The 16,571-nt window shown below is 35.3% G+C and carries 15 protein-coding genes; 5 read left to right on the top strand and 10 right to left on the bottom strand.

Going from position 1 to position 16,571, the window contains the following annotated elements:
• Positions 1-24: 24 nt before the first annotated feature.
• Both C8J95_RS07025 and C8J95_RS07020 read left to right on the top strand, forming a co-directional pair.
• The gene (locus tag C8J95_RS07025) at positions 25-921 is read left to right on the top strand and encodes a DUF6427 family protein (protein WP_107807736.1); all 897 of its coding nucleotides are present in this window, start codon (positions 25-27) and stop codon (positions 919-921) included.
• 9 nt (positions 922-930) lie between these two features.
• The gene (locus tag C8J95_RS07020; RefSeq protein WP_107807735.1) at positions 931-1,512 is read left to right on the top strand and encodes a DUF3109 family protein; all 582 of its coding nucleotides are present in this window, start codon (positions 931-933) and stop codon (positions 1,510-1,512) included.
• 38 nt (positions 1,513-1,550) lie between these two features.
• Here the strand turns inward: C8J95_RS07020 and C8J95_RS07015 are convergent, their stop codons facing one another.
• The gene (locus tag C8J95_RS07015) at positions 1,551-2,552 is read right to left on the bottom strand and encodes a zinc-binding alcohol dehydrogenase family protein (RefSeq protein WP_107807734.1); all 1,002 of its coding nucleotides are present in this window, start codon (positions 2,550-2,552) and stop codon (positions 1,551-1,553) included.
• A 71-nt stretch (positions 2,553-2,623) separates the two neighbouring features.
• Here C8J95_RS07015 and C8J95_RS07010 point away from each other — a divergent pair, with 71 nt between their 5' ends.
• Entirely contained in the window at positions 2,624-2,992 is a 369-nt protein-coding gene (locus C8J95_RS07010; RefSeq protein WP_107807733.1) for a helix-turn-helix domain-containing protein, read from the top strand.
• A 51-nt stretch (positions 2,993-3,043) separates the two neighbouring features.
• Here the strand turns inward: C8J95_RS07010 and C8J95_RS07005 are convergent, their stop codons facing one another.
• The gene (locus C8J95_RS07005) at positions 3,044-4,378 is read right to left on the bottom strand and encodes a trigger factor (protein ID WP_107807732.1); all 1,335 of its coding nucleotides are present in this window, start codon (positions 4,376-4,378) and stop codon (positions 3,044-3,046) included.
• A 339-nt stretch (positions 4,379-4,717) separates the two neighbouring features.
• Here C8J95_RS07005 and ribB point away from each other — a divergent pair, with 339 nt between their 5' ends.
• Positions 4,718-5,845, top strand: a complete 1,128-nt coding sequence (gene ribB / locus C8J95_RS07000; protein WP_045182141.1) for a 3,4-dihydroxy-2-butanone-4-phosphate synthase — start codon at positions 4,718-4,720, stop codon at positions 5,843-5,845.
• Between the two features lie 72 nt (positions 5,846-5,917).
• On the opposite strand, the gene C8J95_RS06995 is transcribed toward ribB, so the two are convergent.
• The 6 genes from C8J95_RS06995 to folK form a co-directional block, all read right to left on the bottom strand.
• Positions 5,918-6,487 (bottom strand): histidine kinase, encoded by a 570-nt coding sequence (locus C8J95_RS06995; protein WP_107807731.1) that lies wholly within the window; start codon positions 6,485-6,487, stop codon positions 5,918-5,920.
• Between the two features lie 8 nt (positions 6,488-6,495).
• Positions 6,496-7,443, bottom strand: coding sequence for a methionyl-tRNA formyltransferase (gene fmt, locus C8J95_RS06990; protein WP_107807730.1), 948 nt, complete (start codon positions 7,441-7,443; stop codon positions 6,496-6,498).
• Positions 7,444-9,345, bottom strand: coding sequence for an ATP-dependent DNA helicase RecQ (locus tag C8J95_RS06985; protein ID WP_107807729.1), 1,902 nt, complete (start codon positions 9,343-9,345; stop codon positions 7,444-7,446).
• Positions 9,346-9,433: 88 nt separating this feature from the next.
• On the bottom strand, positions 9,434-10,888 hold the full coding sequence (locus tag C8J95_RS06980; protein ID WP_107807728.1) for an OmpA family protein: 1,455 nt from the start codon (positions 10,886-10,888) through the stop codon (positions 9,434-9,436).
• A gap of 477 nt (positions 10,889-11,365) precedes the next feature.
• On the bottom strand, positions 11,366-12,898 hold the full coding sequence (locus tag C8J95_RS06975; RefSeq protein WP_107807970.1) for an OmpA family protein: 1,533 nt from the start codon (positions 12,896-12,898) through the stop codon (positions 11,366-11,368).
• 64 nt (positions 12,899-12,962) lie between these two features.
• The gene (folK, locus tag C8J95_RS06970; RefSeq protein ID WP_107807727.1) at positions 12,963-13,397 is read right to left on the bottom strand and encodes a 2-amino-4-hydroxy-6-hydroxymethyldihydropteridine diphosphokinase; all 435 of its coding nucleotides are present in this window, start codon (positions 13,395-13,397) and stop codon (positions 12,963-12,965) included.
• A gap of 27 nt (positions 13,398-13,424) precedes the next feature.
• On the opposite strand from folK, the gene sppA reads away from it, so the two are divergent.
• Entirely contained in the window at positions 13,425-15,182 is a 1,758-nt protein-coding gene (gene sppA, locus C8J95_RS06965; RefSeq protein ID WP_107807726.1) for a signal peptide peptidase SppA, read from the top strand.
• A gap of 76 nt (positions 15,183-15,258) precedes the next feature.
• Here sppA and C8J95_RS06960 read toward each other — a convergent pair whose 3' ends face one another.
• Together C8J95_RS06960 and ftsY are read right to left on the bottom strand one after the other, a co-directional pair.
• Positions 15,259-15,519 (bottom strand): GlsB/YeaQ/YmgE family stress response membrane protein, encoded by a 261-nt coding sequence (locus tag C8J95_RS06960; RefSeq protein ID WP_107807725.1) that lies wholly within the window; start codon positions 15,517-15,519, stop codon positions 15,259-15,261.
• Positions 15,520-15,600: 81 nt separating this feature from the next.
• Entirely contained in the window at positions 15,601-16,563 is a 963-nt protein-coding gene (ftsY, locus tag C8J95_RS06955) for a signal recognition particle-docking protein FtsY (protein WP_059156793.1), read from the bottom strand.
• Positions 16,564-16,571 lie beyond the last annotated feature (8 nt).

The following is a 16,571-nucleotide window of genomic DNA, read 5'->3' as shown; positions in this document are numbered from 1 at the left end:
AACTTTGTCGCAAATTTAATAAAAATGTTCCGATTACTGTCTAAACAAACCAATATTTTTTCAATTCCGGCCTATTTGGTTTGTCTACTGGTATTCATTTCTCTATTCAATATACTGAATTTCAATTTATTAAGCATAATTTCAAGTATTATCGCTTTTCTTGGAATAGCCCTGGGATATTTTCTTTTTAATAATATAGGACTGAATAGGAACACTCATTTACCGCTTTTTATATACACCATATTAGTATTTAGTTTCTATTTCGGAGATGTAAGTTTCCCATTGGCCTTTACCATTCTTACGGCCAACCTTTCTACCCTGATATTAATAAGTAACAACGAAAAAATAGGAAAAAGATCCTATTTTCTTGTAGGTTGTCTTATGGGATTCATGTATGTTGTAATGCCACAAACATGGCCTCTGATTATATTTATTATACTGCATATCTTTGCAACTTCTGGCAATATTTCGGCTAATCTTTTTCGACTATTCTTTGGGATACTCTTGTTATTTGTTAACTACGCCGGATTATATTATTTGCTGGATATTCCCGATTATTACACAAGACTTATTCCGTATGTATCAGATAAGATGATCACCAATATAGAGCCTCTGATATTTCTCTCCCCTGTTGTGCTGTTTCTGCTGTACTGTATTTATGATCATTTTGTGCATTTTTCCAAGAAGAGTCCTTCCAGTAAGTTTCGCTATACGCTACTACTTGTATACTCATTAAGCATATTGATTATTCTTATATTTTATATGGGAACCCAATACGAATTTCTCTTACTCATCGCTTTTCCGGTAAGTGTTATTACCAGTAGAGGACTTCGTTTTATATCCAAATATTGGGTAAAAGAACTTATATTATGGAGTATTATTATTTTTGCATTGCTTTTTAAGCTTGCATATTATTTTTAAAAACAGATTATGATTCAGATAGACGATAAAATTATTTCAGAAGATGTATTTGCAGAAAACTTTGTCTGCAATCTTAGTAAATGTAAAGGAATCTGTTGCGTGGACGGGGATGCCGGAGCACCGCTAGACCAGGATGAAACAGAAATTCTTGCAGAAATATACCCTAAAATAAAAGGCTACTTACGCCCTGAAGGTGCTGAAGCTATAGATGCACAGGGCACCCACGTTGTTGATGTAGATGGAGATCTTGTTACACCTTTGGTACACGGAAAAGAATGTGCTTATGTTATCTTTGACGAAAAGGGGTATACCAAATGTGGTATTGAAAAAGCTTATGAAGACGGTGTAATCGATTATCAGAAGCCTATTTCTTGTCACCTGTACCCTATACGGGTAACAAAATACTCTACTTTCGACGCATTGAATTATGATGTCTGGAAGATTTGTGCTGACGCCTGTGCACTTGGCGATGAACTAAAAGTGAGTGTTTACCAGTTCCTGAAGAAACCTCTGATCCGAAAATATGGTGAAGAGTTTTACAGTACCCTAACCGATGCTGCAATAGCCTGGAAACAGGAATTCAATAAATAAATATAAAGAAGCGGGAAAATGGTTTTCCCGCTTCTTTTTTATTCCATTTCCAAAACCAACTTTTTCCCTTTGGTTTTATTCTCTTCCATTAAATTAAAAGCTATCATAAGATTTTCTGCAGACAACTTTCCGAGATTTAAAACCTCTTGCAGATGCCAATTCTCTTCACTTTCTAAAACAGAAGAAACTTGATTCAAAATTTCTCCATATTTAAAATGTAGCTCAGGCTCTGCATATCGGGCAATATTCATAATTATTGCCGCTTTCTGAAACAATATATAGTTGGCTTCTTCGGTTCGCAAATTGGTAATATCTACAAACAGACCTTCTCTTTTCAGGGAATCAGCGCCTGTTTCTGTCATTTTACCACCAATACAATCAATCACAATATCATAAAGCCCATTATTCTGCATCAGTATTATTCTATCCAGATCAGGCAGCTTATAAGAAACTATTTGCTTTTTGGACAATCCTTGCTTCATTAATTCACCCATACTATAATCATTTCCGGCAGTAGCTATAATCTTATGGTATCCGAAATGATGCAGTACATTAATTAATGCCTTTCCGACACTTCCTGATGCTCCCAGGATTAGTACCGTCGATTCTTTTGGTAATTGTAATCTGGATACTGCCTGCCAGGCTGTGACATAGGCTATTGGAAGCGCTGTAATCTGTTCAAAACTTAATTCTTTGGGTTTATGCGCTAGTATTTCCTCAGAAACGACAACATATTCTGCAAAAGCTCCATTACTCCCCATACTGCCAACAGCCAGAAAAACTTCATCTCCTTTTTTAAAGCTTTCTACTTTATTTCCGATTTCCTCTATTATACCTGCCAGCTCCCGCCCTAGAATGTCTGAACTCATAATCCTTGCTTCATTCTTTCCCTGAAACATTTGTAAATCAATCGGGTTAACAGCAACCGTCTTAACTTTTACAAGAACCTGATTGTCCTTTTTAATTTCAGGTTTAGAATAAATACTATCATTAACCAGTTTATTTTCTCCTCGCACAGAGACTAGTTTTACTGCATTCATAAATTTTATTTTTATGTAAATTTAACCTGTGTAAGCCGCCAAAAGCAATAGACTTACCTGGAAGAAAGTATATGGGAAACATCAAAAAAAATGGTAGTATAAGAGAAGCATCCTGTGATGAAGAGTTACGTGCAATGCGGGATTGTTTGTTTGTAATAGGAGGTAAGTGGAAACTTCTGATTCTGCGGTATCTTGCCAACAGGCAACACCTCGAATTAAATTACACTAAGATTCTTCAGGATATAGGTGGTATTTCACCTAAAGTTCTCATTAAAGAATTAAAAGATCTGGAGCAAAACCAATTAATCTGTCGTAAACAGAACAGTGACAAGGTTCCAAAAGTATTTTACAGTCTTAGCGGATATGGTAAAACAGTTATCCCGTTAACTGAAGCTATTGTTCAGTGGGGTTTGGATCACAGAAGCAAAATAACAGAATAAAAAAAACTCCGCTTAATAGCGGAGTTCATATAAATAGAAAAACAACATCAATTATTTTTTCAATTCTTCCATAAATTGGTCGTGAGAGATTACCTCTTCTTTCTTACCACCTTTTTCAAGGATAGTATCTTTCAATTTAGCCATTGCTACTTCAGAAGAAATTTGTCTTACTTGCTCTTGATCTTTTAGCATTTCAACAGCATATTTCTGAACTTCTTCGTCAGAAAGGTGGTGAATACCATAGATAGCTAATTGGTTTCTTACCAATTGCTCGGATTGTGCTAAAATATCTGCATAGTCAATTTTAACATCATTATCATTCATTAGTTTACCTTCGATGATCTGATATTTCAACTGAGCTTTTTCGTTTTCAAGAATTTCTTTAGCCTGCTCTTCTGACTGAATGTTCTGGTTGTTGAACATTAACCACTTAATCAAGAAAGTTTCAGGAAGCTGGATTTCTTCTTTTTCAACAATTTGTTCCAACATTTTGTTCACATAGTGTACATCTGCATTTTGTTGGAAATATTCGTCTAATTCTTCTTTTACTTTGTTCTTAAGTTCTTCTTCAGACTTAATGTTATCGTTACCATAAACTTTATCGAAAAGTTCCTGGTTTAGTTCAGCTAAATCTAAAGAATAGATTTCTTTTACTGTAACTTTTACTTCGTTGTGGTGAAGGTGCTCTACCTCTCCCTGAGCGAATCCTAATTCTTTTGCTAAAGTTTCATCTTTCTGAAGATCTTCTTTAGTTACAATAGCACTTTCGTCAACTTTTTTACCTTTTACTACAGCGTAAACTTCTTTGTTGTCTTTGTTAATTGTAACATTTTTAGGTGCATGGTGATGCTCCCCTTCTGCATCTTCTTCTACAACTTGCTCAATCTGTAAAGCAACGTAAGAATCTTTGTTCATTTTGTCCTGAGGCACACGCTCTGCAAATCTCTTCTGCATGTTCTCAATACTCTGGCTGATCTCTTTTTCAGAAGCTTCTACTTTGTAGTGAGGTGCTTCATATTTAGCAAGATCAATAGTAATTTGAGGCTCGTAACCAACTTCGAAAGCTACAGTTACGTTGTCATTATTATAATCTAACTCTTCTACCGGCTGTGGCACAGGCTGCCCAACAAGTCTAAGATTGTTTTCATTAATATAATTGTTTAAAGCATCGGAAACCTGATTGTTGATTTCTTCATAAGCTACCCCTGCTTCATATTGTCTACGAATAAGACTTAAAGGAGCTTTACCTTTTCTAAAACCCGGAATGTTTGCATTTTTAGCGTAGTTAAGCAAAGTTTTTTCAACTTTCTCTTTATAATCAGACTTATCCAGTGTCACTGTAAGTAATGCACTTACTTCATCGTGATTTTTATTCGTAATCTTCATTAATTGAAATTTTTAGACGGCAAAAATAAGAAATATTTACTTTATTAAAAAGTCTCGTTTTATTTAGGATGCTTTTTTGTGAAAATTTTATGAATTGACTAAAAATCATATCCAAAAGCTATACTCAAATATAGTGTGCACACAATTCTTTTGTATCTATATTTCTTACATAGTTTGCAGAATTGTTCTGAAATTCATTAAAGAATCTTTTCCAAAAGTTCTGACACCTACAATAAAGAACGCCTATCCATACAGAGAAAAATTTAAAACAGTTTTCAAAAATTGCGAATTGCTATCGGAATAAGTAAATTTGTGGAAAATAATATAATACAAGTAAAAATGGATAGAATCCAACTCGATACTATTCCTGAAGCTATAGAACACTTACGCCAAGGGAAAATGATCGTCGTAGTAGACGATGAAGATCGTGAAAATGAAGGAGACCTTATTGGCGCTGCCGACCTGGTAACTCCGGAAATGATAAACTTTATGACGGTTCATGCCCGTGGATTAGTTTGCGTTCCTCTTCCTGAAAAAAGATGTGATGAACTGGGTCTGGATATTATGGTAAGCCGCAGTAGTGATCCAAAAGAAACAGCTTTTACAGTTTCTATTGACCTTCTGGGCAACGGAAATTCTACAGGAATTTCTGCAGGTGATCGCTCCAGAACTATACAGGCTATGATGGATCCTAATACTAAACCAACTGATTTTATGCGTCCGGGGCATATTTTCCCTTTACGTGCTAAAGAAGGTGGTGTATTAAAACGTGCAGGACATACTGAGGCCTCAATAGATCTTACAAGATTAGCAGGCCTGAACGAAGGTGGTGTCATTTGCGAGATTATGAACGAAGATGGCAGCATGGCCAGACTTCCGGAATTGAAGAAATTCTCGGAAAAACATGATCTGAAAATTGTTTCTATCGAAGATCTTATCCAGTATCGTATGAAGCAGGGAGACCTTGTAGAAAGAATCGAGGAGCAAGCAATTCAGACGCATTTTGGAGATTTCAATTTCTATGCATACAAAGAAAGACATACTGACCAAATTCACTATGCTATAACAAAAGGAAAATGGGCAGATAAGGAACCTGTATTAATCCGAGTACAATCCAGCAGTGCTTACTTTGATATATTTACCCGTTTAGCTAACGGTGAAAAACCTTTGATGGAAAAAGCAATCCAGATGATTAACGCTGAAGGTAAAGGTGCCATTGTTTTTATCAACAATGTATCGGATTCAGAAAAAACAATGAACAAGCTTCAACAGTTTTTGGCTTATCAATCCGGAACCCAGGGCAAACCTACAATAAGAGCCAACTATAAGGATTATGGCATCGGTATCCAGATTCTGAAAGATTTAGGAATTAACAATCTAAAGGTTCTTACTCAGAGTCCTGACCAAAGACCAATCGTAAGTGGTTACGATGTAGAGGTTAGCGAACTGGTAGAACTAACGGTATAAAACAAAAAGGCCGGCAATTCTTTATTGCTGGCCTTTTTTTATTTCTTAATAAACCTATATAGTTTATATTGGTTATTTTACAAAAGCATCTATACTCTGGAAATTTCCTTCCGGATAATAAGTATTTGAGAAATTATTATTAACAGAAGGCTCATTAGTCCATCTCCTAATCACCTGTTCTGTGATTAGATCTTTCCTCATAACTTTTTCAGTTTCACCCTTGAAATAATAAAAAGGAGATTTCTTTAACTCAGGAAATATTTTTTCTGCTTGTTCCCCGCTAGATATATTACTTTCAAAAAAAGCACGATCCGAAGCAAGAGGTGTGATTACAGCTTTTCTGCCCTCTTTTTTTAGTAAAGAATACGATTCTTCTCCCAAAACAGAATAAGGAACCGCCATCACTTCGTTTATCGGATTAACAAAAATGGTATCTCCTGCAATCTTATTTACTCTATAGGCAGTGTAGTATGTTTTCCTTCCCTGGCTACCAGAAAATCCGGAAACTTTACGGAACAATAAACTCCCTGTAGTAACATCCTGTACCTCCTGTTTCATTTTCCAGCTACTGTAAAAATATAATCCACCTGCCAACACCATTATCCCTATCAGGGAAAAAGCAAAAATTTCTTTAAATTTCATATCAGGGACTAAACTATTTTTATATCTGCAAAACTTTGAAATCCATTCAGGAAATCCTTCAGTGTCATTCTCTTTTTGCCCTCCAATTGTAATTCTTCAGGATAGTAAATTCCATCATGTGTATAAACAGCAAAACTATTTTTGTCAATTTCAATCTGCCCTGCAGACTTATCGTGTTGTTTTTTCTCGAATTTACCTTTAAATATTTTTAGTGTTTTAGGCTGTCCTGAAATTTCAATAGTCGTAAATGCAGCTGGATAAGGAGACATACCACGGATGAAATTATACACCACTTCTACATCATACTCCCAGTTAATACGGGTATCTTCTTTAAAGATTTTATATGCTGTTTTAGGGTTTTCCACTTGTGGTTGAGGCTTTTCTTCTATAATACTTTCTGCAAGACCATCCAAGGTCTTTACAACTAATCCGGCGCCTATATCCATAAGTCTGTCGTGGAGCTGCCCCGCGTCCTCATCTATAGCTACATCAGTTTCTTCTTGCAGAAGAATATGTCCTTCATCTATTTTTTCGTTGATAAAAAAACTGGTTACCCCCGTTTTCTTTTCGCCATTAATTACTGCATAATTAATAGGTGCGGCGCCTCTGTAGTCAGGCAACAAAGATCCATGGAGATTGAAAGTACCAAGACGCGGCATAGAGAATAATACTTTTGGCATCATTCTGAATGCTACAACTACAAATATATCTGCATTCAGGTTCTCTATTTCTTTCAAAAATTCCGGATTACGTAGCTTCTCCGGCTGGAATACCGCAAGCTGATGTTCAACAGCATATTTTTTCACAGGAGACTCATTAATTTTCTGCCCCCTTCCACTGGCTTTATCTGCTACAGTAACTACACCTACAACTTCATGCTTGCTATTATGAATTGCTTCTAAGGAAGCTCTAGCAAAATCTGGTGTTCCGAAAAAAACAACTTTTAGTTTATTCATTTATAGTGTATAAGTTTTATAATTCAACATTCTGACCTGACCTTTGTCTAACAAAATTTTCAGGTGTTCCAACAGTTCATCTTTGGGATAAAATTTCAGATGAACAGCTAATTCATCCAAAGTCATTGGCGACCGCATAAGAGCTTCAAAAATAATTTTTTTGTACTCTCTGTCACTGGTTCCCATTTTACTTGTGAGGCAATAATTGCATTTTCCACAATTTTCGGTTTCTTTCTCCCCGAAATATGAGAGAATAAGCCTCATCTTGCAATAGGAGGTATCCTTGATGAAAAATTTCATTTCCTCCCATTTCTGCAATTTATTTTTTTGAATACTGGCAAAAAGATTCCAGTATCTGTTTTGTAATTCTTTGTCATTTCGTGGCATCAGAAACCTGATCCCGGCTGAATTACCATCAAAGTAATCTACAAGTCCCTTCTCGTGTAATTCTCTTAAACGAACCCGCATTGTTTGCTCATCAACATTCATCTTATCAGTAAGCTTTTTCTCCCGAAAATAGGTACGGTGTGTAGAAACGCCATCTAATGCACGGGATAATTTTTCCACAAAGAAACTGTCTTTCTTTCCAAGGCTTTCAACTTCTGATATATTGAATTTTAGTTCCAGAGATGACATTCCTTTGGATTCTTTCAGGTAAATAATTTCCTGGTTATGAAGGAATCGAAGAATGGATACTATTTTAGGACGGGAAATTTTGGTAAGATTCTGAATCTTATTGGTTTGTATTTCAAAGAAACCCTCCGGAAGTTCGTGTTCTGCAACCTGACAGAAGGAATAAACATAGGAACAAACTCTTTGGTAATCAGTTTTACTAGCTAATTGACTTCTCATTAGATCATCGATCTGGGTAAGCTCACTCTGATTCCAAAGTAAAATAGTTTCTGCATTTTGTCCATTTCTACCCGCACGGCCTATTTCCTGATAATAATTTTCAATAGACGGAGATGGAGAAAGATGTATTACAAATCCTACATTATCTTTATCAATACCCATCCCAAATGCATTGGTGGAAACAAGAGTATAGTTATTTTTACTAAGCCAGTAGTTCTGGCGTATTTGCTTTTCTTTTACTGGTAGACCAGCATGATAATAATCTATTTGTTCTATGCCACTAATCTTTAACCAGTTACTCAGATACTCTGCTTCTTTTCTGGTTCTCACATAGATAAGACCCGATTTCTCATTACTTCTGAGATAATATAGAATATGATTATACTTATCTGAAAGCTCTCTTATCTGAATATAAAGATTATCTCTTCTATAAGATTTTTTGAAAATATTTGTCTTTTTAAAATCCAGTTTTTGCTGAATTTCCTGCATCACTTTAACAGAAGCTGTTGCTGTTAATGCCAAGCACGGAAGATATGGATAAGCCTGTCTGAAATCTTTTATATTCTGGTAGCTTGGACGAAAATCACTTCCCCATTCCGAAATACAGTGTGCTTCATCTACAGCTATAAGTGATAGTTTAGTATCTGCAATATTTTCCAGAAAATTTCGATTGGTCAATCTTTCCGGAGAAACATAAAGCAGCTTATATTCTTCATTCTTTAAGTTCTGATAAATAAGTTCTTCTTGTTCATCATCGAATTCGGAACTAAGATAGGCTGCAGGAATACCTCTTTGATTAAGCTCGTGAACCTGCTCTTTCATTAAAGCCAAAAGCGGTGATATTACCACTGTTGCACCTTCCAGAAGTAAAGATGGTAATTGATAACATAATGATTTACCTCCTCCCGTAGGCAATAAGGCCAGTGTATCATTAGAAGATAATACAGACTTAATAATTTCTTTCTGTTGGTCTCTAAAATGATCATAACCCCAAAATTGTTTAAGGGTTTCATCTAGAATCTGTTCATTATAAGACCGGCTCGGAATCATCGGGTAAAATTAAAGCTTTTCAGGGGTATATAAAAATAAAAAGGTGTGCCAGTAGCACACCTTCTGTTATATAACTTATTAAGAATAATTATTTCTGTTGGAAATAAACTCTTCTGTTAGCTCTGTTTTTCCATTCAGGACATTTGCTTGCAGGATTACATTCAGGATATTTAAGATCACTCTTACCATGTCCTACAGCATCTAATCTTGAAGACTGAACCCCGTTCTGGATTAAATAGTTCTTTACATTATTAGCTCTTTTCTGAGATAATTTATGGTTATACTGAACTGTACCTCTTGCATCAGCAGCACCTACAACTGTATATTTAGAACCCATTTCGGATGAGTTAATATAGTTAACAGCACTGTTTAGGATAGCAGTATTAGAAGAAAGAATTCTATCTGAATTTAAGTCAAATTCGATACCTTCCAAGCTTCTTGAAACTTCAGTAACAACCTGATTGTTCGTAGGGCAACCATTATTTTCTGGTGGACCAGGAACAGTAACACACTTATCGTAAAGATCGATTACTCCATCTAAATCTACATCCAGAGCTCTACCAGAACCATCTACTCTTGCTCCTGCAGGAGTATTTAATTCTCTATCCCAATCATCACATACACCATCGTTATCAGCATCACCTTTCTTACATACTTCGATATCCTGACTCTTGTTTTCTAAGACATCAAGTTTGTAATAGATTTCTTGTAACGGATCATGCCAGAATAAGTGAGATTCATGTTTTCCGATGTTATAGGTTAGGCCTAATGTTGCATTGATCATATCATTATTACCAGCTCTGGCAGGGTCTACATAGCTTCCTCTTGCTCCGTCAAAGCCTTTTCCTCCGGTAATCGAGTACATTACTCTTCCTTCTAAATCAAAAGATTTGCTAACTCTGTACTTTAATCCAGTACCTAATTGTGCATAGAATGAGTTTAATTTAAATGGCTTTACCTCTTTTGTTAAAGACTGGTTGTAAGCAGGTCCAGGCTCTTGCAAATAAGATCTGTAAGCAATAGTACCTATACCTCCGTAAGCATGAAGTGCCCATCTGTAAGGAGAATGATTATCTACTCTTCTGAAAAGATTAGAAATATTCAAATCCCCCAAGATTGTGATCGCATCATATTGTGTTCTTCCGGCTGCACCGCTACTAGCAACGTGATCCTTAGTACTTACCCAACCTTGTCTTGTTTCTCCTTTGTCATATTGAAGTTTCAATCCGAAAGCATGAGTAATAGCTTTGTCTACACTAAAATAAGCCGTCCAACCAAACAAATTTTTCGGACCTGATTCATCATGAAGAGAGATTAAGCTACCACTTTTCATGATAACCGTACCTGCTCCGGCAGAAATAGACCAATCATTAAACCTTTTAGATTTGTTGGTGAAAGGAGATACATTAGCTGAACCAGATGTATACGCGTTGGGGTATTGCCCCTGGGCTGCAGATGTTGTAGCGACAGCTGTAGAGTCCTGACCGTAAATGGCAACAGGCAATACAAATGCTAAAGCTACACTTGCGAAATTTAGTTTCATAATTCAGTATTTTAAGTTAATAAATGATTTCGTCTTTATAATATTGAATGAGAACTCAACATTATTTTTCTGTTTGTGTTTTGTCTTGCTAATCAACCTCCATTTAAGAATATTTATAATACAAAGATGATATTCTGTATAAGCAAAGCTAAACTTTTTGTTTAACAGCATATCATAGCTTTTTAATATAAAACCCTTTCTTTTCTGCTTAACGTATTTTCAACTTTTCTAACAGTTTTTAACAAATAAACAGATAAAATTTATGTTCTCATTAACAATGCAATATTACAAAAAATATTGTTACTGACAAATCTTATACAATTCTTTATTTTATTTGAAAATTTATTAATAAAAGTAATTACGATTTAAAAATCAATAAACAAACTGTTATAAAATTATATAAACCACTATTCATAGTGATTAAAAAAAATAGAGTACACAATTATGTGTACTCTATTTTAGTTTATGATAAAAAATTTACTTTTTCTTTTTAGTCACTTTTTTAACAGTTTTAGTCTTTTTTACAGAAACATCGCTATAATCTTTTTTAGGAAGATTATTCCATTCGTTATTATCTACGAATCTTACAGTAACTTTTCTGTCCGTCATTCTTTCAGCATCAGATGCTGTAGCAGGAACAGTTGCATCAGCAGAACCAACTCCTTTCGATTTAAGAGTATTAGAAGACACTCCTCTAGCCTCTAGTGCTCCAACAACAGCCGCCGCTCTTTCTCTGGAAAGCTTAAGATTGTATGCTGCACTACCTTTAGCATCTGTATGTCCGGTTAACAAATAGTTTCCTCCGTTGCTTTTAATAATGTTAGCAGCTACATCTAATTTTGCACCTGACTCATTTGTTATTGTTGCTTTATTAAAATGGAAATACACATTTTTTAATTCCGTTTCTACTTCCGTTGCAACCTGGTTATTGTCTTTTTTTACAGGGCATCCGTCGTTTTCAACTGGTCCCGGAACTGTAACACACTTATCATAAAGATCAATTACTCCATCTAAATCTGTATCTAATGCCTTACCAGAACCATCTACTCTTGCCCCTGCAGGAGTATTTAATTCTCTATCCCAGTCATCACATACACCATCGTTATCAGCATCACCTTTTTTACATACTTCAAGATCCTGATTTTTGTTTTCTAAGACATCAAGTTTATAATAGATTTCTTGTAATGGATCATGCCAGAATAAGTGAGATTCGTGTTTTCCGATGTTATAGGTTAGACCTAGTGTTGCATTGACCATATCATTGTTACCAGCTCTGGCAGGATCTACATAGTTCCCTCTTGCACCATCAAAGCCTTTTCCTCCGGTAATCGAGTACATTACTCTTCCTTCCAAATCAAAAGCTTTGCTAACTCTGTACTTTAATCCAGTACCTAATTGTGCATAGAATGAGTTGAATTTAAACGGCTTTACTTCTTTTGTTAAAGACTGATTGTAATTTCCAGGCTCTTGTAGGTAAGATCTGTAAGCAATGGTACCTATACCTCCGTAAGCATGAAGTGCCCATCTGTAAGGAGACTGATTGTCTACTCTTCTGAAAAGATTAGAAATATTAACATCTCCTAAAATTGAAATCGCATCATATTGTGTTCTCCCTCCAGGCTGACCGCTCGATACATGATCTTTGGTATTTACCCAGCCTTGTCTTGTTTCTCCTTTGTCATACTGAAGCTTCAAGCCGAATGCATGAGTAATAGCTTTGTCTACACTAAAATAAGCTGTCCAGCCAAATAATTTTTTAGATCCAGATTCATCATGAAGCGAATAAAGACTACCACTTTTCATGATAACGGTACCTGCTCCGGCAGAAATAGACCAATCGTTAAATCTTTTAGATTTGTTAGTAAAAGGAGATACATTGGCAGAGCCAGATGTATACGCATTAGGATACTGTCCCTGAGCAGTTGTCTTCGCCACAGCCGTAGAATCCTGGCCATACATTGCAATTGGCAGTACACATGCCAAAGCCACACTTGCAAAATTTAATTTCATAAATCTTGTTTTTAAGTTAATAAATGATTTTTGTGTCAAATAATACTGAATGAGAACTTCAACATTATTTTCTTTCAATATTTGTGTTTAATTCTGTTAACAACTCCTTCGAAAAATCTCTTTCATATAAGTGTTTCAGATGCGGGATCATTAATTTTTGTGAATAAAATCTGATATTACCAAATTCTACAATATCTATATCAATTATCCTATCTTCATATCTACCTTTTACAAAAGAGTCTTCTTCTCTTCCCATTTCATGTTCAATTTCTTTAATATTCTTTAATAATTGAACAGGTGAGAATTGTGTTTTTATTAACACGGCAATATTACAAAAAATATTCTTACTGTCAAATTCTACAGGATCAGTTATAAGTTTTGAAGAACTTGCAATTATACTCCCTAATCTATTATTGATCAACTCTATAGCAATATCAATATTTTTTTCCGGAAAATTAATATTGCTTCCTAGTAACAAAATCACGTTATTTGACGACATATTACAAAAATTACAGTTTTTAAAAAGATGAAAAATTTTTTCAAGACCGTTATGGCCAATATTATTGCCATATTTATAGTAGGATTTATAGGCATGATAGGATTATTCCTGTTCATCCTCATTTCGTCCATGTCCGGCAAAGGTAGCGTAAATGTTAAAGATAATTCTGTACTAACCATTAATTTAAAAGAGAATATTATTGAATCTACATCGGAGCTTTCCAGTTCGATATTTGATTTAGGGAATGACAGTAGTCTAAAAATTTCCGATATATTAAATGCTATCAAACAAGCAAAAGATGACAAGAAGATATCCGGTATCTCTATAGAAACTGACGGAACCATTGCCGGTATCACACAAATAGATGATATCAGAAAAGCACTGGAGGATTTTAAAAAGTCAGGGAAGTTTGTCTATGCTTATGGAAATAATGTCTCCCAAAGTTCATATTACCTTTCTACTGTAGCCGATCAGTATTACCTGAACCCAACCGGAGGTGTAGAATTAAAAGGTCTCTCTACTGAAGTTGTATTCTTCAAAGATTTATTCGATAAATATGGAATCGGAGCAGATGTTATCCGTCATGGAAAATACAAATCCGCTGTAGAACCTTATTTAACAAATAAGATCTCCGATGAAAACAAGGAGCAATTATCATTCTTACTAAATGATTTATGGGGTAATATTTCTAAAAAAATAGAAATTTCCAGAAAGCTTAGCGCCGAAGAATTAAAAACAACTACAGACAGCCTTTATGGTATTATACCTGAATATGCTCTAAAAAGTAAATTGGTTGACAAACTTCTTCAGAAGTCAGAATATGATAATCTTATTAAAGGCAAATTAAAAGTTGCAGCTAAAGACGATCTTAATAAAGTATCTATTGGAAATTATATTGAGTATGTGAATAAAAATGCATCCAGCTCTAGCGCCAAAGACCAGGTAGCTGTTCTTTATGCTTCCGGAGAGATTTTCAACGGAAAAGGAAATACAGGTATCTACTCTGAAAACTTCATTAAAGAAATAAAAAAGATTGAAAAGAACGACAATGTAAAAGCAGTAGTCCTTAGAATTAATTCACCTGGAGGAAGCGCTAATGCCAGCGACGAAATTCTTTTTGAATTGCAGCAACTAAAAGCTAAGAAACCATTAGTTGTTTCATTTGGAGATTATGCTGCATCCGGAGGTTATTACATTGCTATGGCCGGACAAAAGATTTTCTCAGAAGCCAACACATTAACAGGTTCTATCGGAGTATTTGGACTGGTAATGAACTTTAAAGAACTTGCTAACAGAAATGGGCTTCGTTCCGATGTTGTAGCGACTAATGTTAATTCCAAAATGTTTTCTACTATTTCCGGTATGACTCCCGGTACAAGAAATATGATGCAGAAAAGTGTTGAACAAACTTATAAGCGTTTTGTTTATTTTGTAACCCAGAACAGAAAGAAGACTTTTGAAGAAATAGACGCTATTGGGGGGGGACATGTATGGTCCGGCACAAGAGCAAAAGAACTAGGCCTGGTAGATGAAATAGGCACATTGGATGATGCCGTAAAATATGCTGCAGGGTTAGCTAAAACCAAAGATTTCAGCATCAAAAGCTATCCTAAGGATAAGAGTAATTTCGAAAAGTTCTTCGAGAGCATGAATGAAGAAGATGTTGCTGCTAAAGCCATAGAAACAAAATTTGGTAAAGAGAACTATCAGTTATTCCAGAAGATTAACAATCCTAATAATAAAGGAGTACAAATGGCACTTCCATATGTACTGAAAATAGAATAGCCATTGTAAAGAATGATAAAAAGTAAAGGCGGGAAATTTTCCCGCCTTTACTTTTTTATTAAACATTAATAAATTCTTACTCTTTATTAGAGACTACTTTATTATAGATAAATAATAGCAGAATTGCGCCTCCGATTGAGAACAGCCAGTTTTTGAAACTCCAGAAACTGTCGGCTGCATACCAGCCTATTGCGCCAGCTATCCAACGTCCTAAAATAGATCCTAGAATACCAAGAAGAATAGTTATCAACCAGCCTCCCGGATCCTTACCCGGATGTATTGCTTTAGCGATTGCCCCAGCAATAAGCCCAAATACAATATATGTAATCCAGCCCATAATTTTGTGATTTTTAATAGATTATAAAATAGTTTAACTTTGTTATCTCAAATTTAGCAGAATTTAATTAAAAACTGCAAATTAATTTTCTTCTCTCTTTTTGAAGAAAGAGTCAACAAATTCTGTACCATTAAAAAGCTGCAGATCCTGCATTTTTTCTCCTACACCTATATATTTCACCGGTACCTGGAACTGATCCGAAATACCAATAACTACTCCACCTCTAGCTGTCCCATCCAGTTTAGTAACTGCCAAAGCTGAAACTTCCGTAGCCGCTGTAAATTGTTTTGCCTGCTCGAAGGCATTTTGTCCCGTAGATCCGTCCAATACTAAGAGTACTTCGTGTGGAGCATCCGGAATAACCTTTTGCATAACTCTTTTAATCTTAGAAAGCTCATTCATAAGATTTACCTTATTATGAAGTCTGCCAGCCGTATCTATAATTACAACATCTGCATTTTGTGATACTGCAGACTGGACTGTATCGAAAGCAACAGATGCAGGATCAGACCCCATAGCCTGTTTTACTATCGGCACACCTACCCTTTCAGACCAAATTACCAACTGATCCACTGCAGCAGCTCTAAACGTATCTGCAGCTCCAAGAACAACATTCAGCCCTTCTGATTTAAACTGATGAGCAAGCTTTCCAATCGTTGTTGTTTTTCCAACACCATTTACCCCCACTACCATTATTACATAAGGCTTTTTAGTCTTATCTATATTCTGCGTTCCGGCATGTGGATTTTCTAAAAGTAAACCTGATATTTCTTCACGAAGAATATTATTAAGCTCTGCTACATTTACATATTTGTCTTTAGCTACTCTATCTTCAATTCTTCTGATGATTTTCACAGTAGTTTCCACACCTACATCAGATGCAATTAGTACCTCTTCAAGATCATCCAGAACTTCATCATCAACCTTGCTCTTACCAACAACAGCTCTGCTTACCTTATCAAAAAATGACTGACTGGATTTCTCCAATCCTTTGTCTAAAGATTCTTTTTCTTCTTTTTTGAATATTTTTTTAAACCAACTCACTTAGCTAA

The organism is Elizabethkingia sp. YR214 (assembly GCF_003058195.1).
Taxonomy (GTDB): domain Bacteria; phylum Bacteroidota; class Bacteroidia; order Flavobacteriales; family Weeksellaceae; genus Elizabethkingia.
This window is presented reverse-complemented; position numbering and strand designations above follow the sequence as displayed.

What these genes read in the sequence shown, in the direction of transcription:
- C8J95_RS07025 (WP_107807736.1), top strand. Translation starts at nt 25, where the DNA reads ATGTTCCGATTACTGTCTAAACAAACCAATATTTTTTCAATTCCGGCC.
- C8J95_RS07020 (WP_107807735.1), top strand. Translation starts at nt 931, where the DNA reads ATGATTCAGATAGACGATAAAATTATTTCAGAAGATGTATTTGCAGAA.
- C8J95_RS07015 (WP_107807734.1), bottom strand. Translation starts at nt 2,552, where the DNA reads ATGAATGCAGTAAAACTAGTCTCTGTGCGAGGAGAAAATAAACTGGTT.
- C8J95_RS07010 (WP_107807733.1), top strand. Translation starts at nt 2,624, where the DNA reads ATGGGAAACATCAAAAAAAATGGTAGTATAAGAGAAGCATCCTGTGAT.
- C8J95_RS07005 (WP_107807732.1), bottom strand. Translation starts at nt 4,378, where the DNA reads ATGAAGATTACGAATAAAAATCACGATGAAGTAAGTGCATTACTTACA.
- ribB (WP_045182141.1), top strand. Translation starts at nt 4,718, where the DNA reads ATGGATAGAATCCAACTCGATACTATTCCTGAAGCTATAGAACACTTA.
- C8J95_RS06995 (WP_107807731.1), bottom strand. Translation starts at nt 6,487, where the DNA reads ATGAAATTTAAAGAAATTTTTGCTTTTTCCCTGATAGGGATAATGGTG.
- fmt (WP_107807730.1), bottom strand. Translation starts at nt 7,443, where the DNA reads ATGAATAAACTAAAAGTTGTTTTTTTCGGAACACCAGATTTTGCTAGA.
- C8J95_RS06985 (WP_107807729.1), bottom strand. Translation starts at nt 9,345, where the DNA reads ATGATTCCGAGCCGGTCTTATAATGAACAGATTCTAGATGAAACCCTT.
- C8J95_RS06980 (WP_107807728.1), bottom strand. Translation starts at nt 10,888, where the DNA reads ATGAAACTAAATTTCGCAAGTGTAGCTTTAGCATTTGTATTGCCTGTT.
- C8J95_RS06975 (WP_107807970.1), bottom strand. Translation starts at nt 12,898, where the DNA reads ATGAAATTAAATTTTGCAAGTGTGGCTTTGGCATGTGTACTGCCAATT.
- folK (WP_107807727.1), bottom strand. Translation starts at nt 13,397, where the DNA reads ATGTCGTCAAATAACGTGATTTTGTTACTAGGAAGCAATATTAATTTT.
- sppA (WP_107807726.1), top strand. Translation starts at nt 13,425, where the DNA reads ATGAAAAATTTTTTCAAGACCGTTATGGCCAATATTATTGCCATATTT.
- C8J95_RS06960 (WP_107807725.1), bottom strand. Translation starts at nt 15,519, where the DNA reads ATGGGCTGGATTACATATATTGTATTTGGGCTTATTGCTGGGGCAATC.